The sequence below is a fragment of the Enterovirga sp. genome, from assembly GCF_035325185.1.
Lineage (GTDB): Bacteria > Pseudomonadota > Alphaproteobacteria > Rhizobiales > Beijerinckiaceae > Enterovirga.
The window spans coordinates 17,879-34,401 of record NZ_DAOLAJ010000009.1 but is presented as its reverse complement, the minus strand read 5'-3'; the positions used below and the strand labels follow the sequence as shown (position 1 = coordinate 34,401).

Sequence of the window (16,523 nt, the reverse complement as noted above, 5' to 3'; positions counted from 1 at the left end):
CGCCCTTCGAGACGACTTCGGGGTTCGACCGAAGACCCGGCGGCTCACGGCTCGACCGCAGCCGGGCCGTGGCACCGACACGCATCGCAGAACGATCCGTCTCGAAGGGCGCGCCAGGGCCCAAGCACAAGCCGTGCCGATTCCGGGTTCCGCTCGCGGCGGACGCGCCGATGACGTAAGGATTCGGTGAATGGAGAGAGGCTTCGTGGATATCTACCGACCGAATGTCGGCATCGCGCTGTTCGATGCGCGGGGGTTCGTCTTCATCGCCCGCCGCATCGGCGACGACGGGCCGGAAATCGTCGTGCCGGGCCATCTCTGGCAGATGCCCCAGGGCGGCGTCGATCCGCACGAGGATCCCGAGCGCGCCGCCTGCCGCGAGCTGTGGGAGGAAACCGCCATCCGCTCCGTCGCGGTGCTCGACCGGATGCCCGAATGGATGGCTTACGATTTCCCGCCCTATGACGGCCCGCCGCACCGCCTCGCCCGCTTCCGGGGCCAGCGCCAGCTCTGGTTCGCGATGCGCTTTCTGGGGGACGAGAGCGAGATCGACCTGACGCAGGCCGCCGACGGCGAGCCGGTCGAGTTCTGCGAGTGGCGCTGGGAGCGGCTGGAGCGGCTGGCGGATCTCGTCGTGCCCTTCAAGCGCGACATCTACCGGGCCGTGGCCGCCCGCTTCGCCCCCTTCGCGGCCTCCTGACGTCTCTCACGGCAGGAAGCGCAGCACGAGCGGCACGAGGAAGGCGGTGACCACCGCGTTCAGCGCCATGGCGATGCCGGCGAAGACGCCCGCCACGGAGCTGATGGTGAAGGCCCGCGCCGTGCCGATGCCGTGCGCGGAGAGGCCGACCGCGAAGCCCCGCGCCACGTAGTCGCGGATGCCGAGCGCATTCATCAGCGGCGTCGCCACGACGGCGCCGACGACGCCGGTCACGGCGACGATGGCTGCGGTGAGGGACGGCACGCCCCCCATGCTGTCGGAGATCGCCATGGCGATGCCGGCGGTCACCGATTTCGGCGCCAGCGAGACGATCACCTCCCGGGGCAGGCCGAAGGCGGCCGCGATGCCCACCGCCGAGAGGATCGCCCCCAGCGATCCGACGAGGAGGGCGGCCAGCATGGGCAGGAGGTTCCGCCGGACGAGGGCGAGGTTGCGGTAGAGCGGCACGCCGAGGGCCACCGTCGCCGGTCCGAGCAGGAAATGGACGAACTGGGCGCCCTCGAAATAGCGCTCGTAGGGCGTGCCGGTGAGCCGCAGCAGCGCGCCGACCAGCACGATCGAGATCAGGACGGGATTGACGAAGGCATTCCCCCGCGCCGCCCGTGCGAGGGCGTCCGCGACGAGCCAGGCGATCAGCGTCACCGTCAGCCAGAGCAGCGGCGAGGCCGAGAGGTAAACCCACAGGCTGAAGGCGTTCACGGCAGGCGCTCCGGCGCATCGTCCGGCGCGGTGTCCCCGCCCGTCAGTCGCTTCACGATCACGAAGACGCCGACCGTCAGCGCGATGGTGAAGACGGTCGAGATCAGAATCGTGAGGCCGAGGGCGAGGCCGTAGCGGCCCAGAAGCCCCGTATGCTGCACGAGCCCGACGCCGGCCGGCACGAAGAGCGGGGTGAGATTGGCGAGCAGGCTGCCCGAGACCTGCCCGATATGGCTCTTCTCCAGGGCGCCGGGGTCGAGGCGGCCGGTCTTCTCGGCGGCGACCAGGAGGACGACCAGCAGGACGAGGCCGACCACCGGGCCCGGAACCGGAAGGCCCAGGCTCCGCGCGGTCATCTCGCCGGCGAGCTGGCAGAGGAGAAGAAAGGTGAAGCCCCGGATCATGACGCCTTCCTTTCCGGCGAGCCGTCGCGAGGCGAGATATCCTCTCCGCCGGGAGCCGCGGTCAAGCGCCGGGCGCGGGCGGGCTCGCGGAGAGCGCCGCGAGGAAGGCGCGCACGAGGGGGATGCGCCGGCGCTCCTCGAGGCAGACCGCATATTCGGCGACCGAGAGATCGGCGCCCGTGACCGCGATCCGGCGCAGGGTCTCGCCGGACTGGAACTCGCTGCCGAAGACGATGCCGAGCCCGAGCCCGGCCGCGACCGCCTCCTGCACGGCCTCGCGCGACTGCACCTCGAGCAGCGATCCGGCCCGGACCCCCGCTTCCGCCAGCCGGGTCTCGAAGATCTCCCGCGTGACCGATCCCCGCTCGCGCAGCACGAGGTCCTGCCCGGCCATGGCCTCGATCGGGATCGTCCGGCGCCGGGCGAGGGGATGGTCGGCCCGCGCGAAGGCCACGAGCCGGTCCGTGCGCAGGCGGAGCGAATGGAGGCGCGGGTCGGAGGTCTGCTTCGCCGTGACCGCGATATCGGCCTCGTAGGCCGCCACCTGGTCGAGCACGCCGGTCGAGTTGCCCATGGTCAGCGCGAAGGTGAGGCCGGGATGGGAGGCCCGGAACCGCGCCAGCACGCCCATGACGTGGCGCGCGCTGTCGGCGGCGATGCGCAGGTGCCCGCGCGTCAGCGCCTTGGTGCCGGCGAGGAAATCGGCCGCCTCGTCCTCCGCCGCCATGAGGCGCGTCGTGATCACGAAGAGGCTCTGGCCGAGCGCGGTCAGGCGCACCGTCCGCCCCACCCGGTCGAAGAGGCGGATGCCGTGGGCCTCCTCCAGCGTGCGGACCTGGGCCGAGAGGGTCGGCTGGCTGACGCCGCGGGCGCGGGCGGCGCGCGTGAAGCTCTCCGCCAGGGCGACCGCATGGAAGGCCCGCAGGCCGGAAAGGTCGACCACCCATAGACTCCGTCTATGCTCGATATTGAAACGTCATATTGGACCTATACTTTGTCTCGCGCTAGGGTCCTGCCACCTGATTGGAACGTCGAAGGCCGCCCATGACTACATCCGCTCCCGCCCGCTCGGAAACCGGCGATCCCCTTCTCCTGACGCCGGGCCCGCTGACCACGTCCAAGGCGGTCAAGGAAGCGATGGTCCATGACTGGGGCTCGCGCGATGCGGCCTTCATCGCCATCAACAAGGCGGTCATGGACGGCCTGCCGAAGATCATTCACGGCGAGGGCCGCTTCTCCTGCGTGCCGATGCAGGGCTCGGGCACCTTCGCGGTCGAGGCGATGCTGACGACCTTCGTGCCGAAGTCCGGCGAGGTCCTCGTCCTGATCAACGGCGCCTACGGCCTGCGCGCCAAGCGCATCCTCGACATCGCCGGCCGCGCGGTCGTCGTCCACGAGACGGCCGAGGACACCCCGCCCGATCTCGCCGAGGTCGAGCGCATCCTCGCGGCCCGTCCCAGCATCACCCACGTCTTCGCCGTCCATTGCGAGACGACCAGCGGCATCCGCAACCCGATCGCGGAGATCGCGGCGATCGTCGAGCGCCAGGGCCGCCGTTTCCTCGTCGACTCCATGAGCGCCTTCGGCGCCCTGCCGCTCGACAGCCGCGAGGTCCGGTTCGACGCGGTCGCGGCCTCCTCCAACAAATGCATCCAGGGCGTGCCGGGCCTCGGCTTCGTCCTGTGCCGCAACGAGGCGCTCGCGGAGACGCAGGGCAACGCCACGACGCTGGTCCTCGACCTCTTCGACCAGCACGCCGTCTTCGGGCGGACCGGGCAGTACCGCTTCACGCCGCCGATCCACGTCATCGTGGCCTTCCACCGGGCGCTCGAGGAATTCCAGGCCGAGGGCGGCGTCGCCGGCCGCGGCGGGCGCTATGCCGACAATGCCCGCATCCTGATCGAGGGCATGGCGGCGATGGGCTTCGAGACGCTGCTGCCCGCGAGCCTCCAGGCGCCGATCATCGTCACCTTCCACATGCCGCGCGATCCGAAATTCGTCTTCCAGCGCTTCTACGATGCGCTGAAGGAGCGGGGCTTCGTCATCTATCCGGGCAAGCTCACCGTCGCCGACAGCTTCCGCATCGGCTGCATCGGCGATCTCCATGCCAAGGACATGCGCGCCGCCCTTGCGGCCATCGGCGAGGTGATCGCCGAGATGGGCGTGACCGCCGCCTCGGCCAAGGCCGCCTAACCACGCATCCGATCAGAGCGAGCTGGAACGATGAACATGCACTCCAAACTCGGCGCCGACGTGGTCGCGAACGAACGCTCCTACCGGCGGCCGGAGAAGCCGGTCGTGGTGATCTGCATCGACGGATCGGAGCCCGGCTATATCGAGCGGGCGATCGAGAAGGGGCTCTGCCCGAATCTCGACCGGATCATGAAGACAGGTGCCAACACGACGGCGCTCTCGGTCATCCCGAGCTTCACCAACCCGAACAACCTCTCGATCATCACCGGCCGTCCGCCGGCCTGGCACGGCATCGCCGGCAACTTCTTCTACGACCGCGAGGCGAAGGAAGAGGTGATGATGAACGACGCCCGCTTCCTGCGCGCGCCGACCATCCTCGCCGAGTTCCAGAAGGCCGGCTGCAAGGTCGCCATGGTGACGGCCAAGGACAAGCTGCGCACCCTCCTCGGCAAGGGCCTCGACTTCTCGAGCGGCACCGCCATCGCCTTCTCCTCGGAAAAGGCCGACAAGGCGAACAAGGCCGAGAACGGCATCGACAACGTCCTCGATTTCGTCGGCCTGCCGGTGCCGGAGGTCTATTCGGCGGACCTGTCGGAATTCGTCTTCGCGGCGGGCGTCAAGCTGCTGAAGACCTTCCAGCCCGACGTGATGTATCTGTCGACCACCGACTACGTGCAGCACAAGGCGGCGCCGGGGTCGGAGATCGCGAACTCCTTCTACAAGATGTTCGACCGCTATGTCGGGGAACTCGACGCCCTCGGCTGCACGCTTGTCATGACCGCCGATCACGGCATGAACGACAAGCACCTCGCGGACGGCCAGCCCGACGTGATCTATCTCCAGGAGATCCTGGACGAGAAATTCGGCGCCGGCGCGACGCGGGTGATCCTGCCGATCACCGATCCCTATGTCGCCCATCACGGGGCGCTCGGCTCCTTCGCCACGGTCTATGTCGATGCCGACAAGAGCCAGGCCGTGATCGACCTCGTCAAGGGTATCGAGGGCGTCGAGGTGGCGATCCCGGCCAAGGAAGCCTGCGAGCGCTTCGAGCTTCCCGCCGACCGGATCGGGGACGTCGTGGTTCTGTCCGGGAAGCACAAGGTGCTCGGCACGGCGGCGGCGAAGCACGACCTTTCCGGCCTCACCGAGCCGCTGCGCTCGCATGGCGGCCTGACCGAGCAGACCGTGCCGATGATCGCCAACCGCAAGATCGAGGTTCCGGCCGGCCGCACGCTCCGCAATTTCGACGTCTTCGACGTCGCCCTCAACCTCGTCCGCTGACCCGCCTTGTCATGGCCGGGCTCGTCCCGGCCATCCCGTTCCCGGCCCGATCGTGACGGACAGGGAATCGAGGTCACCGGGACAAGCCCGGTGATGACACCCGAGAGGATGCCCCGCCCATGAACGCCCCCGTGAAAGCCCCATTCCGCCGCGAGTCGATGCGCATTGCCGGCAAGCTCGTCCAGACCGACGAGGCCGTCGAGGTCTTCAACCCCTACGACAACAGCGTCGTCGGCACCGTTCCGGCCGCGCGGCCCGAGCATGTGCGCGAGGCTTTCGCCAAGGCGCAAGCCTTCAAGCCGAAGCTGACCCGCTACGAGCGCCAGCAGATCCTCCAGAAGACGGCCGAATTGCTGCGCGACCGCAAGGAGGATTTCGCCCGCCTGATCACGGCCGAGGCCGGCCTGTGCTGGAAGGATTCGCTCTACGAGGCGTCCCGCGCCTATGACGTGTGGTCCTTCGCCGCCCAGCTCACGATCAGGGACGACGGCGAGATCTATTCCTGCGACATCTCCCCGAACGGCAAGGCGCGCAAGATCTACACGAGCCGCGCCCCGCTGCTGGGCGTGATCTCGGCCATCACGCCCTTCAACCATCCGCTCAACATGGTGAGCCATAAGCTCGCCCCGGCCATCGCCACCAACAACCGCCTCGTCCTGAAGCCGACCGAGCTGACGCCGCTGACGGCCCTCGCCCTCGCCGACGTCCTCTACGAGGCGGGGCTGCCGCCCGAGATGCTCTCGGTCGTGACCGGCAATCCGTCCACCATGGGCGATTCCATGATCACCGATCCCGATGCCGATCTCGTGACCTTCACGGGCTCGGTGCGGGTCGGCAAGCACATCGCCAACACGGCCGGCTACAAGCGGATCGTGCTGGAGCTCGGCGGCAACGATCCGCTGATCGTCATGGAGGATGCCGATCTCGACAAGGCGGCCGAACTCGCCGTCCAGGGCGCGACCAAGAATTCGGGCCAGCGCTGCACCGCGGTCAAGCGCATCCTCGTCGTCGAGGCGGTCGCCGACGACTTCTCCAAGCTCGTGCTGGAGAAGGCGAAGAAGCTCAAATGCGGCGACCCGATGGATCCCGAGACCGATATCGGCACCGTCATCAACGCGCGCTCGGCCGCGCTCTTCCAGGCCCGCGTCGACGACGCCGTCTCGAAGGGGGCGAAGGTCCTGCACGGCAAGCGGGCCGAAGGCGCCCTGTTCCATCCGACCGTCGTGGATCACATCCCCTATGATTGCGAGCTGGTGCACGAGGAGACCTTCGGCCCCGTCATCCCGATGATCCGCTGCCCGAACGACATCGAGAGCGTCATCAGGATCTCGAACTCGACGGCCTATGGCCTCTCCTCGGGCGTCTGCACGAACCGCCTGGACTACGTCCAGCGCTTCGTCGCCGGGCTCGAGGTCGGAACGGTCAATGTCTGGGAGGTCCCGGGCTACCGCATCGAGATGTCCCCCTTCGGCGGCATCAAGGATTCCGGCCTAGGCTATAAGGAGGGGGTGGTCGAGGCCATGAAGAGCTTCACGAACGTGAAAACTTACTCCATGCCTTGGTCGGCCTGACATTTGCCTGTTGCCGAGTGCCCTCGGCAACATCCAAAAATATATCGGAGGAGTGAACGTATGAAGGCATGGCTCTCAGCGACCCTGGTTCTCGCCTGCGTCCTCGGCGCAGGCGAGGCGATGGCCCAACGCACCAAGATCACCGTCTACACGGCCTTCGAGAACGACGAGCTGGCCCCGGCCAAGGCGTCGATCGAGAAGGCGGTGCCCGAGGCCGAGGTCGTGTGGGTCCGCGACTCCACCGGCGTCATCACCGCCCGGATGCTGGCGGAGAAGGACAATCCCCGCGCCGACGTCGTCATGGGGCTCGCGGCCACGAGCATCATCATGTTCGAGAAGGCGGGCATGCTGATGGAGTACAAGCCGAAGGGAATCGCGGAGCTGAAGCCGCTCTTCCTCGACTCGAAGGAGCCCTATACTTGGACCGGCCAGGACGCCTATCTCGGCGTCATGTGCTTCAACACCGTCGAGGCCGCCAAGATCGGCGTGAAGACGCCGACCTCCTGGCACGATCTCCTCAACCCGGCCCTCAGGGGCAAGATCGTCATGCCTCATCCCGCCTCTTCCGGGACGGGCTACCTGATGGTGGCGGGCTGGCTCCAGAGCATGGGCGAGGAAGCCGGCTGGAAGTTCATGGACGGGCTGCACGAGAACATCGCCGCCTATCTGCATTCCGGCTCGGCTCCCTGCGTCCAGGCGGCGAGGGGCGAGCGGGTCGTCGGCCTCGCGCTCGACACGCGCGGCGCGGCGGAGAAGACGAGGGGCGCTCCGATCGAGGTCATCGTGCCCAAGGAGGGCGTGGGCTGGGAACTGGAGGCTGGCGCGGTCCTCAAGACCACCAAGCATCCCGAGATCGCCAAGAAGATCGCCGACTGGATGACGACCAAGGAAGCCAACCAGGTCTACGCCAAGCTCTATGCGATCGTGGCGCGGCCCGACGTGCCCAGCACGCCGCCGAACTATCCGACCAATGCCGAAAGCGGCATGATCAAGAACGATCTCACCTGGATGTCCGACAACCGCGAGCGCATCCTCGCCGAGTGGTCCAGGCGCTTCGATTCCAAATCCGCGCCGAAGAAGTGACGGCGCGCTCTCCGGCGGCCGCAAGGCCGCCGGATCGGGGAGGACCGGTTGCGCGGGTGCAGAGGATCATTCCGCTCCGCGCAGCCTCGAAAACGACGGCGACGTGAACATCCGCGCCGAGATGAAGCCCGGCTCTCCTTGCGAGCCCGGAGAGCAACCAGGGGAGAAGGATGAGCGAGACCGAGCCCTTCCTTAGAATCCGCAAGCTCGCCAAGCGCTTCGGCAGCTTCACGGCCTTGCGGGAGATCGATCTCGACATCCCTCGCGGCGAGTTCGTCTGCTTCCTCGGGCCCTCGGGCTGCGGAAAGACGACGCTGCTGCGGGCGATCGCGGGACTCGATCCGGCCGATTCCGGCACCATCGAGATGGACGGGCGCGACGTCACCCACGCGCCGCCCTCGGCGCGCGATTTCGGCATCGTCTTCCAGTCCTACGCGCTCTTCCCGAACCTGACGATCGCCCAGAACGTCGCCTATGGTCTCGTCAACCGCAAGCGCCCGAAGGCGGAGATCGATGCCCGCGTCGCCGAGTTGCTGAAGCTCATCGGGCTCGGCGACCAGGGCGCGAAATATCCCGTCCAGCTCTCCGGCGGCCAGCAGCAGCGCGTGGCACTGGCCCGGGCGCTCGCGACCTCGCCCGGCCTCCTGCTCCTCGACGAGCCGCTCTCGGCGCTCGACGCGAAGGTCCGCATCCGGCTGCGCGACGAGATCCGCGACGTGCAGAAGCGCCTCGGCGTCACGACCGTCATGGTCACGCACGACCAGGAAGAGGCGCTCGCCATGGCCGACCGCATCGTCGTGATGAATCACGGCGTGATCGAGCAGGTCGGCACGCCGCAGGAGATCTATGCGAAGCCGGCCACCGCCTTCGTGGCCGATTTCGTCGGCCACATGACCTTCCTCGAAGCCGTCGCGACGGGGCCGGCCACCGTCAAGGTGGGCGAATTGGAGCTTGCGGTCGGCGGCGGCTCGAATTTCGCGGCGGGAACGACCGTCCGGCTCGCCATGCGCCCCGAGGAGGTGCGCATCCGCTCCATCACGCCGGACATGCCCAACCGCTTCGAGGCGCGGATCGGCGAGATGTCCTTCCTCGGCGCCTTCTGCCGGGCCGCGCTGCATCCGGTCCAGTCGCCGCAGAGCGCCATCGTGGCCGATTTCTCGGCCAACGCCATGCGCGACCTCGGGCTGGCGGCGGGAGAGGTGCGGCCGGTCGTCTTCCCGGTCGAGTCGCTGCGCGTGTTCCCTGCGGAGGCCGCGGCATGAGCGTGACTGCCCTCGATCCGAAAGCGGCTTCCCCGCCCGCGGGCCGGCCGGCCGGACAGGAAACCGGGATGCCGGCGCGGACCGTGTCGGAGGCCGCCGTGGCGGCGGCGCTCGTCGCGGCTTTGGTGCTCGTCCTCGTCCTGATCGTCGCGCTGCCGCTGGGCACGCTTCTCTCCAAGGCGTTCCAGAATGTCGACGGGCATTGGGTGGGGCTGGCGAATTTCGCGCTCTACGCCTCGACGCCGAGCCTCATCGAATCCCTCGGCAACAGTATCTTCGTCTCCTCGCTCTCGACGGCGATCGTGGTGCCGCTGGCCTTTTCCTACGCCTATGCCCTCCAGCGCAGCCGCATTCCGGCGAAGGGCTTCTTCTACGCCGCGGCCTTGCTGCCGGTCTTCGCCCCCTCGCTGATGTCGGCGCTCGCGCTCGTCTATATCTTCGGCAACCAGGGCTTCCTGAAGCATCTGCTCGGCGACTTCACGCTCTACGGCCCCATCGGAATCGTGGGAGCGGAGGTGCTCTATGCCTTCCCGCATGCCGTCCTGATCCTCTCGACGGCCCTCGCGATCGCGGACGGACGCCTCTACGAGGCTGCCGAGGCCCTCGGCACGACGCGCGGACGCATCTTCCGCACGGTCACCCTCCCCGGCGCCCGCTACGGCCTCATCAGCGCGGCCTTCGTCGTCTTCACCCTCGTCATCACCGATTTCGGCATCCCCAAGGTCATTGGCGGCCAATATTCGGTGCTCGCGACGGATGCCTACAAGCAGGTGGTCGGCCAGCAGAACTTCCCGATGGGCGCGGTGGTCGGCATGATCCTGCTCATCCCCGCCATCGTCGCCTTCTTCGTGGACCGGCGGGTGCGCAGGCGCCAGGTCGCGCTGCTCTCGGCGCGGGCGGTGCCCTATGTCGCCAAGCCCCGGGCGGCCCGCGACCGGGCGCTCCTCGCCTTCGTCTGCCTCGTCGCAGGAACGATCATCGCCACCTACGGCGTCGCGCTCTGGGGCTCCTTCGTCACCTACTGGCCCTACAACCTCGCGCTGACGCTCGCCAATTACGACTTCGCCAATGTCGATGCCGACGGCTGGGCGCCCTATGTCAATTCGCTGATCCTGGGCTCCTGCGTCGCGCTCTTCGGCACCGCGCTCGTCTTCAGCGGCGCCTATCTCATCGAGAAGACCAAGACCTTCCCCATCGGCCGGGCGCTCGCCCAGTTCCTCGCCATGCTGCCGATGGCGGTGCCGGGCCTCGTCCTCGGCCTCGGCTACGTGTTCTTCTTCAACGCGTCCTGGAACCCGCTCTCGGTCTTCTACGGCACGCTGGCCATCCTCGTCGTCAACACCATCGCACATTACTACACCGTGGCGCACATCACCTCGCTCACGGCGCTGAAGCAGATCGACGGCGAGTTCGAGTCCGTCTCGGCCTCGCTGAAGGTGCCCTTCTGGCGCACCTTCGCCCGCGTGACGGTGCCGATCTCGGCGCCCGCGATCCTCGACATCGCCGTCTACCTCTTCGTGAACGCGCTCACGACCATTTCGGCGGTGGTCTTCCTCTATGGCGCGGATTCGAAGGTCGCCTCGATCGCCATCGTCCACATGGACGAGGCCGGCGCGATCGCCTCGGCCGCCGCCATGGGCACGATCATCATGGCGACCGCCATCGGCGTGAAGCTCCTCCATCTCCTGCTCGACCGGCTCGTCTTCGTGCGGCTCCAGGCCTGGCGGGCGCGGTGACGGATTCCTCCAGGCTCTTCGTTCCGGGCGTCCGGCACGAGGGGAAGGGACAAAAACAGATGAACCTCCACGTCTCCGAATCCGAAGGCGACACCAACCTCACCGGCCGCCGCGCGGCCTGGCAGGCGCGTGCCGTCGATCCCGCGACCGCGACGCTGCTCGCGCGCGACGAGCGGCATTTCCTGCGCCAATCCGTCTCGACGCCCTGCCTCAACGCCATCGCCAAGGCCGAGGGGATCTGGATCGAGGACATGGCGGGCCGCCGCTACATGGATTTCCACGGCAACAATGTTCATCACATCGGCTACGGGCATCCGCGCCTGAAGAAGGCGATTGCCGACCAGATGGACGCGCTGCCCTTCGCGCCGCGGCGCTATGCCTGCGAGCCGGCGGTGCTTCTCGCCGAGAAGCTCGCCGCGATCACGCCCGGTACGCTCGGCAAGCTGCTCTTCACGACCGGCGGGTCGGACGCCGTCGAGGTGGCGGTGAAGGTCGCCCGCGCGGCGACCGGCCGCACCAAGACGCTCTCCTTCTGGGACGCCTTCCACGGCGCCGGCACCGGCGCCTCCGCGCTCTCGGGAGAGACACTCTTCCGCTCCGGTCCCGCCGCGCCGCTGGTCGCTGGTGCGATGCACGTCGCGCCCTTCGGCGGCTATCGCTGCCCCTACGGCACGGCGACGCCGGAGGAGAGCGGGGCCGCCTGCGCCCGCATGATCGACTACGTCCTGGCGCGCGATCCCGACGTCGCCTGCCTCGTCGCCGAGCCGACGCGGGCAGTTCCCTATATCGCCCCGCCCGGCTTCTGGGCGCGGGTGCGCGAGATCTGCGACCGGCGCGGCGTGCTCCTGATCTTCGACGAGATCCCGACCGGCCTCGGCAAGACCGGGCGCATGTTCTCCTGCGAGCATGACGGGGTGGTTCCCGACATCCTCGTGCTCGGCAAGTCGCTCGGCGGGGGCATCCTGCCCATCGCGACGGCGATCTGCCGGCCCGAGCTGGATGTCGCGGGCGACTGGGCTTTCGGCCATTACACCCACGAGAAAAACCCGGTCACGACGCGCGCCGCGCTCACGACCATCGAGATCATCGAGGACGAGGGCCTGGTCGAGAACGCTGCCCGCGTCGGGGCGCGGGCGCTCGAGCGGCTCGGCAACCTGATGGCTGATTGCCCGGCCGTCGGCGACGTGCGGGGCAGGGGATTCCTCATCGGCATCGAGCTGGTGCGCGACCGGACCTCGAAGGAGCCCGATTCGGACGGCGCCGAAGCGGTCCTCTACCGGGCGCTGGACGAAGGGCTCTCCTTCAAGACCACCATGGGCAACGTCCTCACCCTGACGCCGCCGCTGACGACGAGCGAGGCCGAGATGGACCGGGCGCTCGACATCCTCGAAGGCGCCATCCGCGGCCTCGCGGCGGGACGGTGACGATGGGACGCCCCTTCCACCGAGGGAAGGACTGAGCTCGCCATGTCGGCAACCCGCGTCCTGATCGAGCTTATCGGCGAGGTCGCGCTGCTCATGTGGGGCATCCACATGGTGAGCGGCGGGGTCCAGCGCGCCTTCGGCACGGATCTGCGCCGCGTGCTCGGCATCGGTCTCAGGAACCGGCTGACGGCGTTCCTCACGGGCGTCGGCGTGACGGCCGCCTTGCAGAGCAGCACCGCCACCGCCCTGATGGTGACCTCCTTCAGCGGCGCGGGCGCGGTCGATCTCGTGCCCGCCCTCGCGGTGATGCTCGGCGCCAATGTCGGCACGACGCTGATCACTCAGGCCCTGTCCTTCGACATCGCCTATATCTATCCGATCCTCATCGGCGGCGGCGTCCTCGCCTATCGGCGCGGGCGCAGCAGCACGGTGCGCGACAGCGCCCAGGCGGTCATCGGCATCGGCCTGATGCTGCTCTCGCTGCATCTTCTGGTCCACACCATCGCGCCGGTCGAAAACTCGGCCACGCTGAAGGCGGTCCTCGCCAGCATCACCCAGGAGCCGCTTCTCGCGATCGGCGCGACGACCCTGTTCGCCTGGGCCGCCCATTCGAGCGTCGCCTCGATCCTGCTCGTGGCCTCGCTTTCGGGGGGCGGGCTCGTCACGCCGGCCGCGACCGTCGCCATGGTGCTCGGCTGCAATCTCGGCAGCGCCCTGAACCCGCTCGTCGATGCGCTCGGCAAGGAGCCGGCGCGGCTGCGGGTTCCGGTCGGCAATCTCGCCAACCGCCTCGCCGGCTGCCTGCTGGTGCTGCCCTTCCTCGATCCGATCGCGCGCGCCGTGATGAGCGTCGATCCTTCGCCTGTCCGGCTCGCGGCCAATCTGCACCTCCTCTTCAACCTCGCCATGGCGGCCCTGTTCATCGGCGTCCTGCCGCTCCTCGCCGAGGGGCTGCGCCGCCTGCTGCCCGACCGGGCGGTGAGCGATCCGGGCGCGGCGCTCTATCTCGACGAGGCCGCGCTCACGACGCCGTCGGTCGCTCTCGCCAATGCGGCGCGCGAGGTGCTGCGCATGGCCGACATCGTCGAGGAGATGCTGCGCGGCTCGCAGGGGGCCTTCCATCGCGACGACCGCGAGAAGATCGCCGCGATCAGCGCCATGGACGACATCCTCGACCAGCTCTACGTCTCGGTGCAGGGCTATGTCGGGCTTCTCGCGCAGGAATCGCTGAGCGGGGCGGAGGCGAAGCGCCTCACCGAGACGATCGCGCTCGCCATCAACCTCGAGCATATCGGCGACATCGTCGAGAAGAACCTCATGGAGATGGCGCGCAAGCGGATCGACAAGGGCCACCGGCTTTCGCCTGAATCGCTCACGGCGATCGGCGAGATGCACGGCCGCCTGCTCGACAACCTGCGCCTCGCCCTTGCGGTCTACATGTCGCGCGACGTCGATGCGGCGCGCCGGCTGGTGGCGGAGAAGGAGCAGTTCCGGCAGATCGAGCGCGAGGCGACGGAGCGTCATTTCCAGGAGATGCGCTCGGGCCGCCCGGATGCGATCCGCACGAGCGCCCTCCAGCTCGACATCACGCGCGACCTGAAGCGCATCGAGGCCCATATCGCCGCGACCGCCCACGGGCTCCTGGAATCGCACGGCGAACTGCGCGAGACGCGCCTGCGGGCCGTGCCGGATTCCAATTCGGCCTGAGCGGGATGGCGACGGCCGCTATAGGATGAAGCGGCTGAGATCCGTATTCGCCGCGAGCGATTCGACCTCGCCGCGCACATAGGCTCCGTCGACCTTGAAGACCTGGCCCGAGCGGTCCGGCGCGGTGAAGGAGATGTCGTCGAGCACACGCTCCAGCACCGTCTGGAGGCGGCGGGCGCCGATATTCTCGACCGTCGAGTTCACCTCGACCGCGACCTTGGCGAGGGCGTCGATCGCGTCGTCCGTGAAGCTCAGCTCGACGCCCTCCGTCGCCATCAGCGCCACCGATTGCTTGATCAGCGAGGCTTCGGTCTCGGTCAGGATGCGGCGGAAGTCGTCGGCCGTCAGCGGCTGCAATTCGACCCGGATCGGCAGGCGCCCCTGCAATTCGGGCAGCAGGTCGGAAGGCTTGGCCACGTGGAAGGCGCCCGAGGCGATGAAGAGGATGTGGTCCGTCTTCACCTGCCCATGCTTGGTCGCGACCGTGGTCCCCTCGATCAGCGGCAGGAGGTCGCGCTGCACGCCCTCGCGCGAGACGTCGGCGCCCGCGCGCCCGCCCTCGGAGCGGGCGCAGATCTTGTCGATCTCGTCGAGGAAGACGATGCCGTTCTCCTCGACCTGCCGGATCGCCTCCTGGACGATCGCGTCCTGGTCGAGGAGCTTGTCGGATTCCTCGGCGATCAGCGGCGCATAGGCTTCGCGCACGCTCGTGCGCCGTGTCCGGCGCTGGCCGCCCCCGAAAGCCTTGCCGAGCATGTCGTTGAGGTTGATCGCGCCCATCGAGGCGCCGGGCATGCCCGGGATCTCGAACATGGGCAGGCTCGAGGAGCCGCCGGCCATCTCGATCTCGATCTCCTTGTCGTCCAGCTCGCTGGCGCGGAGCTTCCGGCGGAAGGAGTCGCGCGTCGCCGCGGAGGCCGTGGCGCCGACGAGGGCGTCGAGGACGCGCTCCTCGGCGGCGAGCTGGGCCTTGGCCTCGACGGATCGGCGCTTGTCGTCGCGCACGAGGCCGATGCCGATCTCGACGAGGTCGCGCACGATCTGCTCGACGTCGCGGCCGACATAGCCGACCTCGGTGAATTTCGTCGCCTCGACCTTGAGGAAGGGCGCGCCCGCGAGCCGGGCGAGGCGGCGCGAGATCTCCGTCTTGCCGCAGCCGGTCGGCCCGATCATCAGGATGTTCTTCGGCGCGATCTCGTCCCGGAGCGGGCCCTCGACCTGCTGGCGGCGCCAGCGGTTGCGGAGCGCGATCGCGACGGCGCGCTTGGCGTCCTTCTGGCCGACGATGAAGCGGTCGAGTTCGGAGACGATCTCGCGGGGGGAAAAGGTGGTCATGGGTCGGATGCGTTTCGTTGTCACCGCGGCGCGTGCGAAGGCAGGCGCGCGGCCCATCGGGGAGGAAGCAGGCCGAGGGCGGCCTCGCGGAGGGAGGTCCAGCCGGCGCTGAGCAGGAGCACGAAGGCGCCGAGGACGAGGATGGTGACCGGCGCGGTGAAGCCCTTCAGCCCGACCGACTGGAACAGCGAGGCGAAGGCCCATCCCGCATAGGCGAGGCCCGAGACGAGCAGCGCCCGGCGATCGACCAGGATGGCGATCACGGCGAGGAAGGCGAAGATCAACAGGACGAGCGGGGCCGAGCGCACGCCGATGCCTTCCTCCGGCACGCCGATCGCGGCGAAGATCTCGCGGACGATCAGCGGCGCGGCCAGGAGATGAAGCCAGAAGGCGATGTCCGTGCGCCGGGTCGCCCGTTCGGGATCGCTGAGGTCGAACCGCATGGCGAGGGTGAAGATGCAAAGGCCCAGCCCGAGCAGGATCGCCGGGAGCCCGTGCCCGACGAGCGAGGGCCATAGCGCCGTGAGCACGGTGAGGAGAGACAGGCACAGGGCGCAGATCCCGGCCGCGACGGTGATCGGCACGCGAAAGCGCCAGTAATGGACGGCGGCGAGCGCCGCAGCGCCGAGGGCGGCTGTCGCGAGCGAGACCGCGCCCCAGCCCTCCGGCGCGCCCTGGTAGCGGAGGCTCCAGGGCGACCAGAGGCTTTTCCAGCCCGTTTCTCCGAACAGGAGGGCGAGCGCCAGGAACGAGGAATAGACGAAGACGAGAAGGAGCACGATCGAGGGCAGCGCCATCCGGCGCCGGCGGGTGAAGAACTCGGCGAGGCCCCAGCTCATCGCCGCGGCGGCGGCGGCCACCAGGGCCGGGGGCAGGACCTTGCCGACCAGATAGACCGCCGCGCCGAGGAACAGCCCGAGGCCGAGCGTGACGAAGATATCCGCGAAGCCCGAGACGAAGCGCAGCCTCTCCTCGTCGACGGGCTCGGGCTCGGCGGGAGGAGGCGCCTCGGTCTCGCGCGCGAGGCTGCGCAGGGCCAGCGCCTGCCCCTGCGCGATCAGGCCCCTCTCGACCGCGAGATCGAGCACGCGCTCGGAGATCATGGGA

General features: G+C 68.6%; 14 protein-coding genes. 9 read left to right on the top strand and 5 right to left on the bottom strand.

Translation table 11 applies throughout. The features are described 5' to 3' along the window. The first annotated feature begins 205 nt into the window (after nt 1-205). The gene (locus PKD06_RS03355; protein WP_324377587.1) at nt 206-700 is read left to right on the top strand and encodes an RNA pyrophosphohydrolase; all 495 of its coding nucleotides are present in this window, start codon (nt 206-208) and stop codon (nt 698-700) included. 6 nt (nt 701-706) lie between these two features. Here PKD06_RS03355 and PKD06_RS03350 read toward each other — a convergent pair whose 3' ends face one another. From PKD06_RS03350 to PKD06_RS03340, 3 genes are all read right to left on the bottom strand, one after another. Further along, on the bottom strand, nt 707-1,420 hold the full coding sequence (locus tag PKD06_RS03350) for an LrgB family protein (RefSeq protein ID WP_324377585.1): 714 nt from the start codon (nt 1,418-1,420) through the stop codon (nt 707-709). Then, the gene (locus PKD06_RS03345) at nt 1,417-1,824 is read right to left on the bottom strand and encodes a CidA/LrgA family protein (protein WP_324377583.1); all 408 of its coding nucleotides are present in this window, start codon (nt 1,822-1,824) and stop codon (nt 1,417-1,419) included. Before PKD06_RS03345 ends, PKD06_RS03350 begins: the two co-directional genes overlap by 4 nt. Before the next feature lie 61 nt (nt 1,825-1,885). Then, nucleotides 1,886-2,767: a LysR substrate-binding domain-containing protein gene (locus PKD06_RS03340; RefSeq protein ID WP_324377582.1), complete on the bottom strand. Its 882-nt coding sequence runs from the start codon at nt 2,765-2,767 to the stop codon at nt 1,886-1,888. Between the two features lie 101 nt (nt 2,768-2,868). On the opposite strand from PKD06_RS03340, the gene PKD06_RS03335 reads away from it, so the two are divergent. From PKD06_RS03335 to PKD06_RS03300, 8 genes are all read left to right on the top strand, one after another. Further along, the gene (locus tag PKD06_RS03335; protein ID WP_324377580.1) at nt 2,869-4,017 is read left to right on the top strand and encodes a 2-aminoethylphosphonate--pyruvate transaminase; all 1,149 of its coding nucleotides are present in this window, start codon (nt 2,869-2,871) and stop codon (nt 4,015-4,017) included. A gap of 30 nt (nt 4,018-4,047) precedes the next feature. After that, the gene (phnA, locus tag PKD06_RS03330) at nt 4,048-5,298 is read left to right on the top strand and encodes a phosphonoacetate hydrolase (RefSeq protein ID WP_324377577.1); all 1,251 of its coding nucleotides are present in this window, start codon (nt 4,048-4,050) and stop codon (nt 5,296-5,298) included. A gap of 119 nt (nt 5,299-5,417) precedes the next feature. Next, on the top strand, nt 5,418-6,869 hold the full coding sequence (phnY, locus tag PKD06_RS03325) for a phosphonoacetaldehyde dehydrogenase (protein WP_324377575.1): 1,452 nt from the start codon (nt 5,418-5,420) through the stop codon (nt 6,867-6,869). A gap of 60 nt (nt 6,870-6,929) precedes the next feature. Continuing rightward, nucleotides 6,930-7,952 (top strand): putative 2-aminoethylphosphonate ABC transporter substrate-binding protein, encoded by a 1,023-nt coding sequence (locus PKD06_RS03320; protein ID WP_324377573.1) that lies wholly within the window; start codon nt 6,930-6,932, stop codon nt 7,950-7,952. 170 nt (nt 7,953-8,122) lie between these two features. Beyond that, a complete protein-coding gene (locus PKD06_RS03315; RefSeq protein ID WP_324377572.1) occupies nt 8,123-9,214 on the top strand; it encodes a putative 2-aminoethylphosphonate ABC transporter ATP-binding protein in 1,092 nt (363 codons plus the stop codon). Beyond that, entirely contained in the window at nt 9,211-10,950 is a 1,740-nt protein-coding gene (locus tag PKD06_RS03310) for a putative 2-aminoethylphosphonate ABC transporter permease subunit (RefSeq protein WP_324377571.1), read from the top strand. The genes PKD06_RS03315 and PKD06_RS03310 overlap by 4 nt, the downstream gene beginning before the upstream one ends. A 59-nt stretch (nt 10,951-11,009) precedes the next feature. After that, nucleotides 11,010-12,374 (top strand): aspartate aminotransferase family protein, encoded by a 1,365-nt coding sequence (locus PKD06_RS03305; RefSeq protein ID WP_324377570.1) that lies wholly within the window; start codon nt 11,010-11,012, stop codon nt 12,372-12,374. 42 nt (nt 12,375-12,416) lie between these two features. Then, nucleotides 12,417-14,081: a Na/Pi cotransporter family protein gene (locus PKD06_RS03300; RefSeq protein WP_324377569.1), complete on the top strand. Its 1,665-nt coding sequence runs from the start codon at nt 12,417-12,419 to the stop codon at nt 14,079-14,081. 18 nt (nt 14,082-14,099) lie between these two features. Here the strand turns inward: PKD06_RS03300 and hslU are convergent, their stop codons facing one another. Both hslU and PKD06_RS03290 read right to left on the bottom strand, forming a co-directional pair. Beyond that, nucleotides 14,100-15,416, bottom strand: a complete 1,317-nt coding sequence (hslU, locus tag PKD06_RS03295) for an ATP-dependent protease ATPase subunit HslU (RefSeq protein ID WP_324377568.1) — start codon at nt 15,414-15,416, stop codon at nt 14,100-14,102. Between the two features lie 20 nt (nt 15,417-15,436). Beyond that, nucleotides 15,437-16,519, bottom strand: a complete 1,083-nt coding sequence (locus tag PKD06_RS03290) for a hypothetical protein (RefSeq protein ID WP_324377567.1) — start codon at nt 16,517-16,519, stop codon at nt 15,437-15,439. Nucleotides 16,520-16,523: the final 4 nt, after the last annotated feature.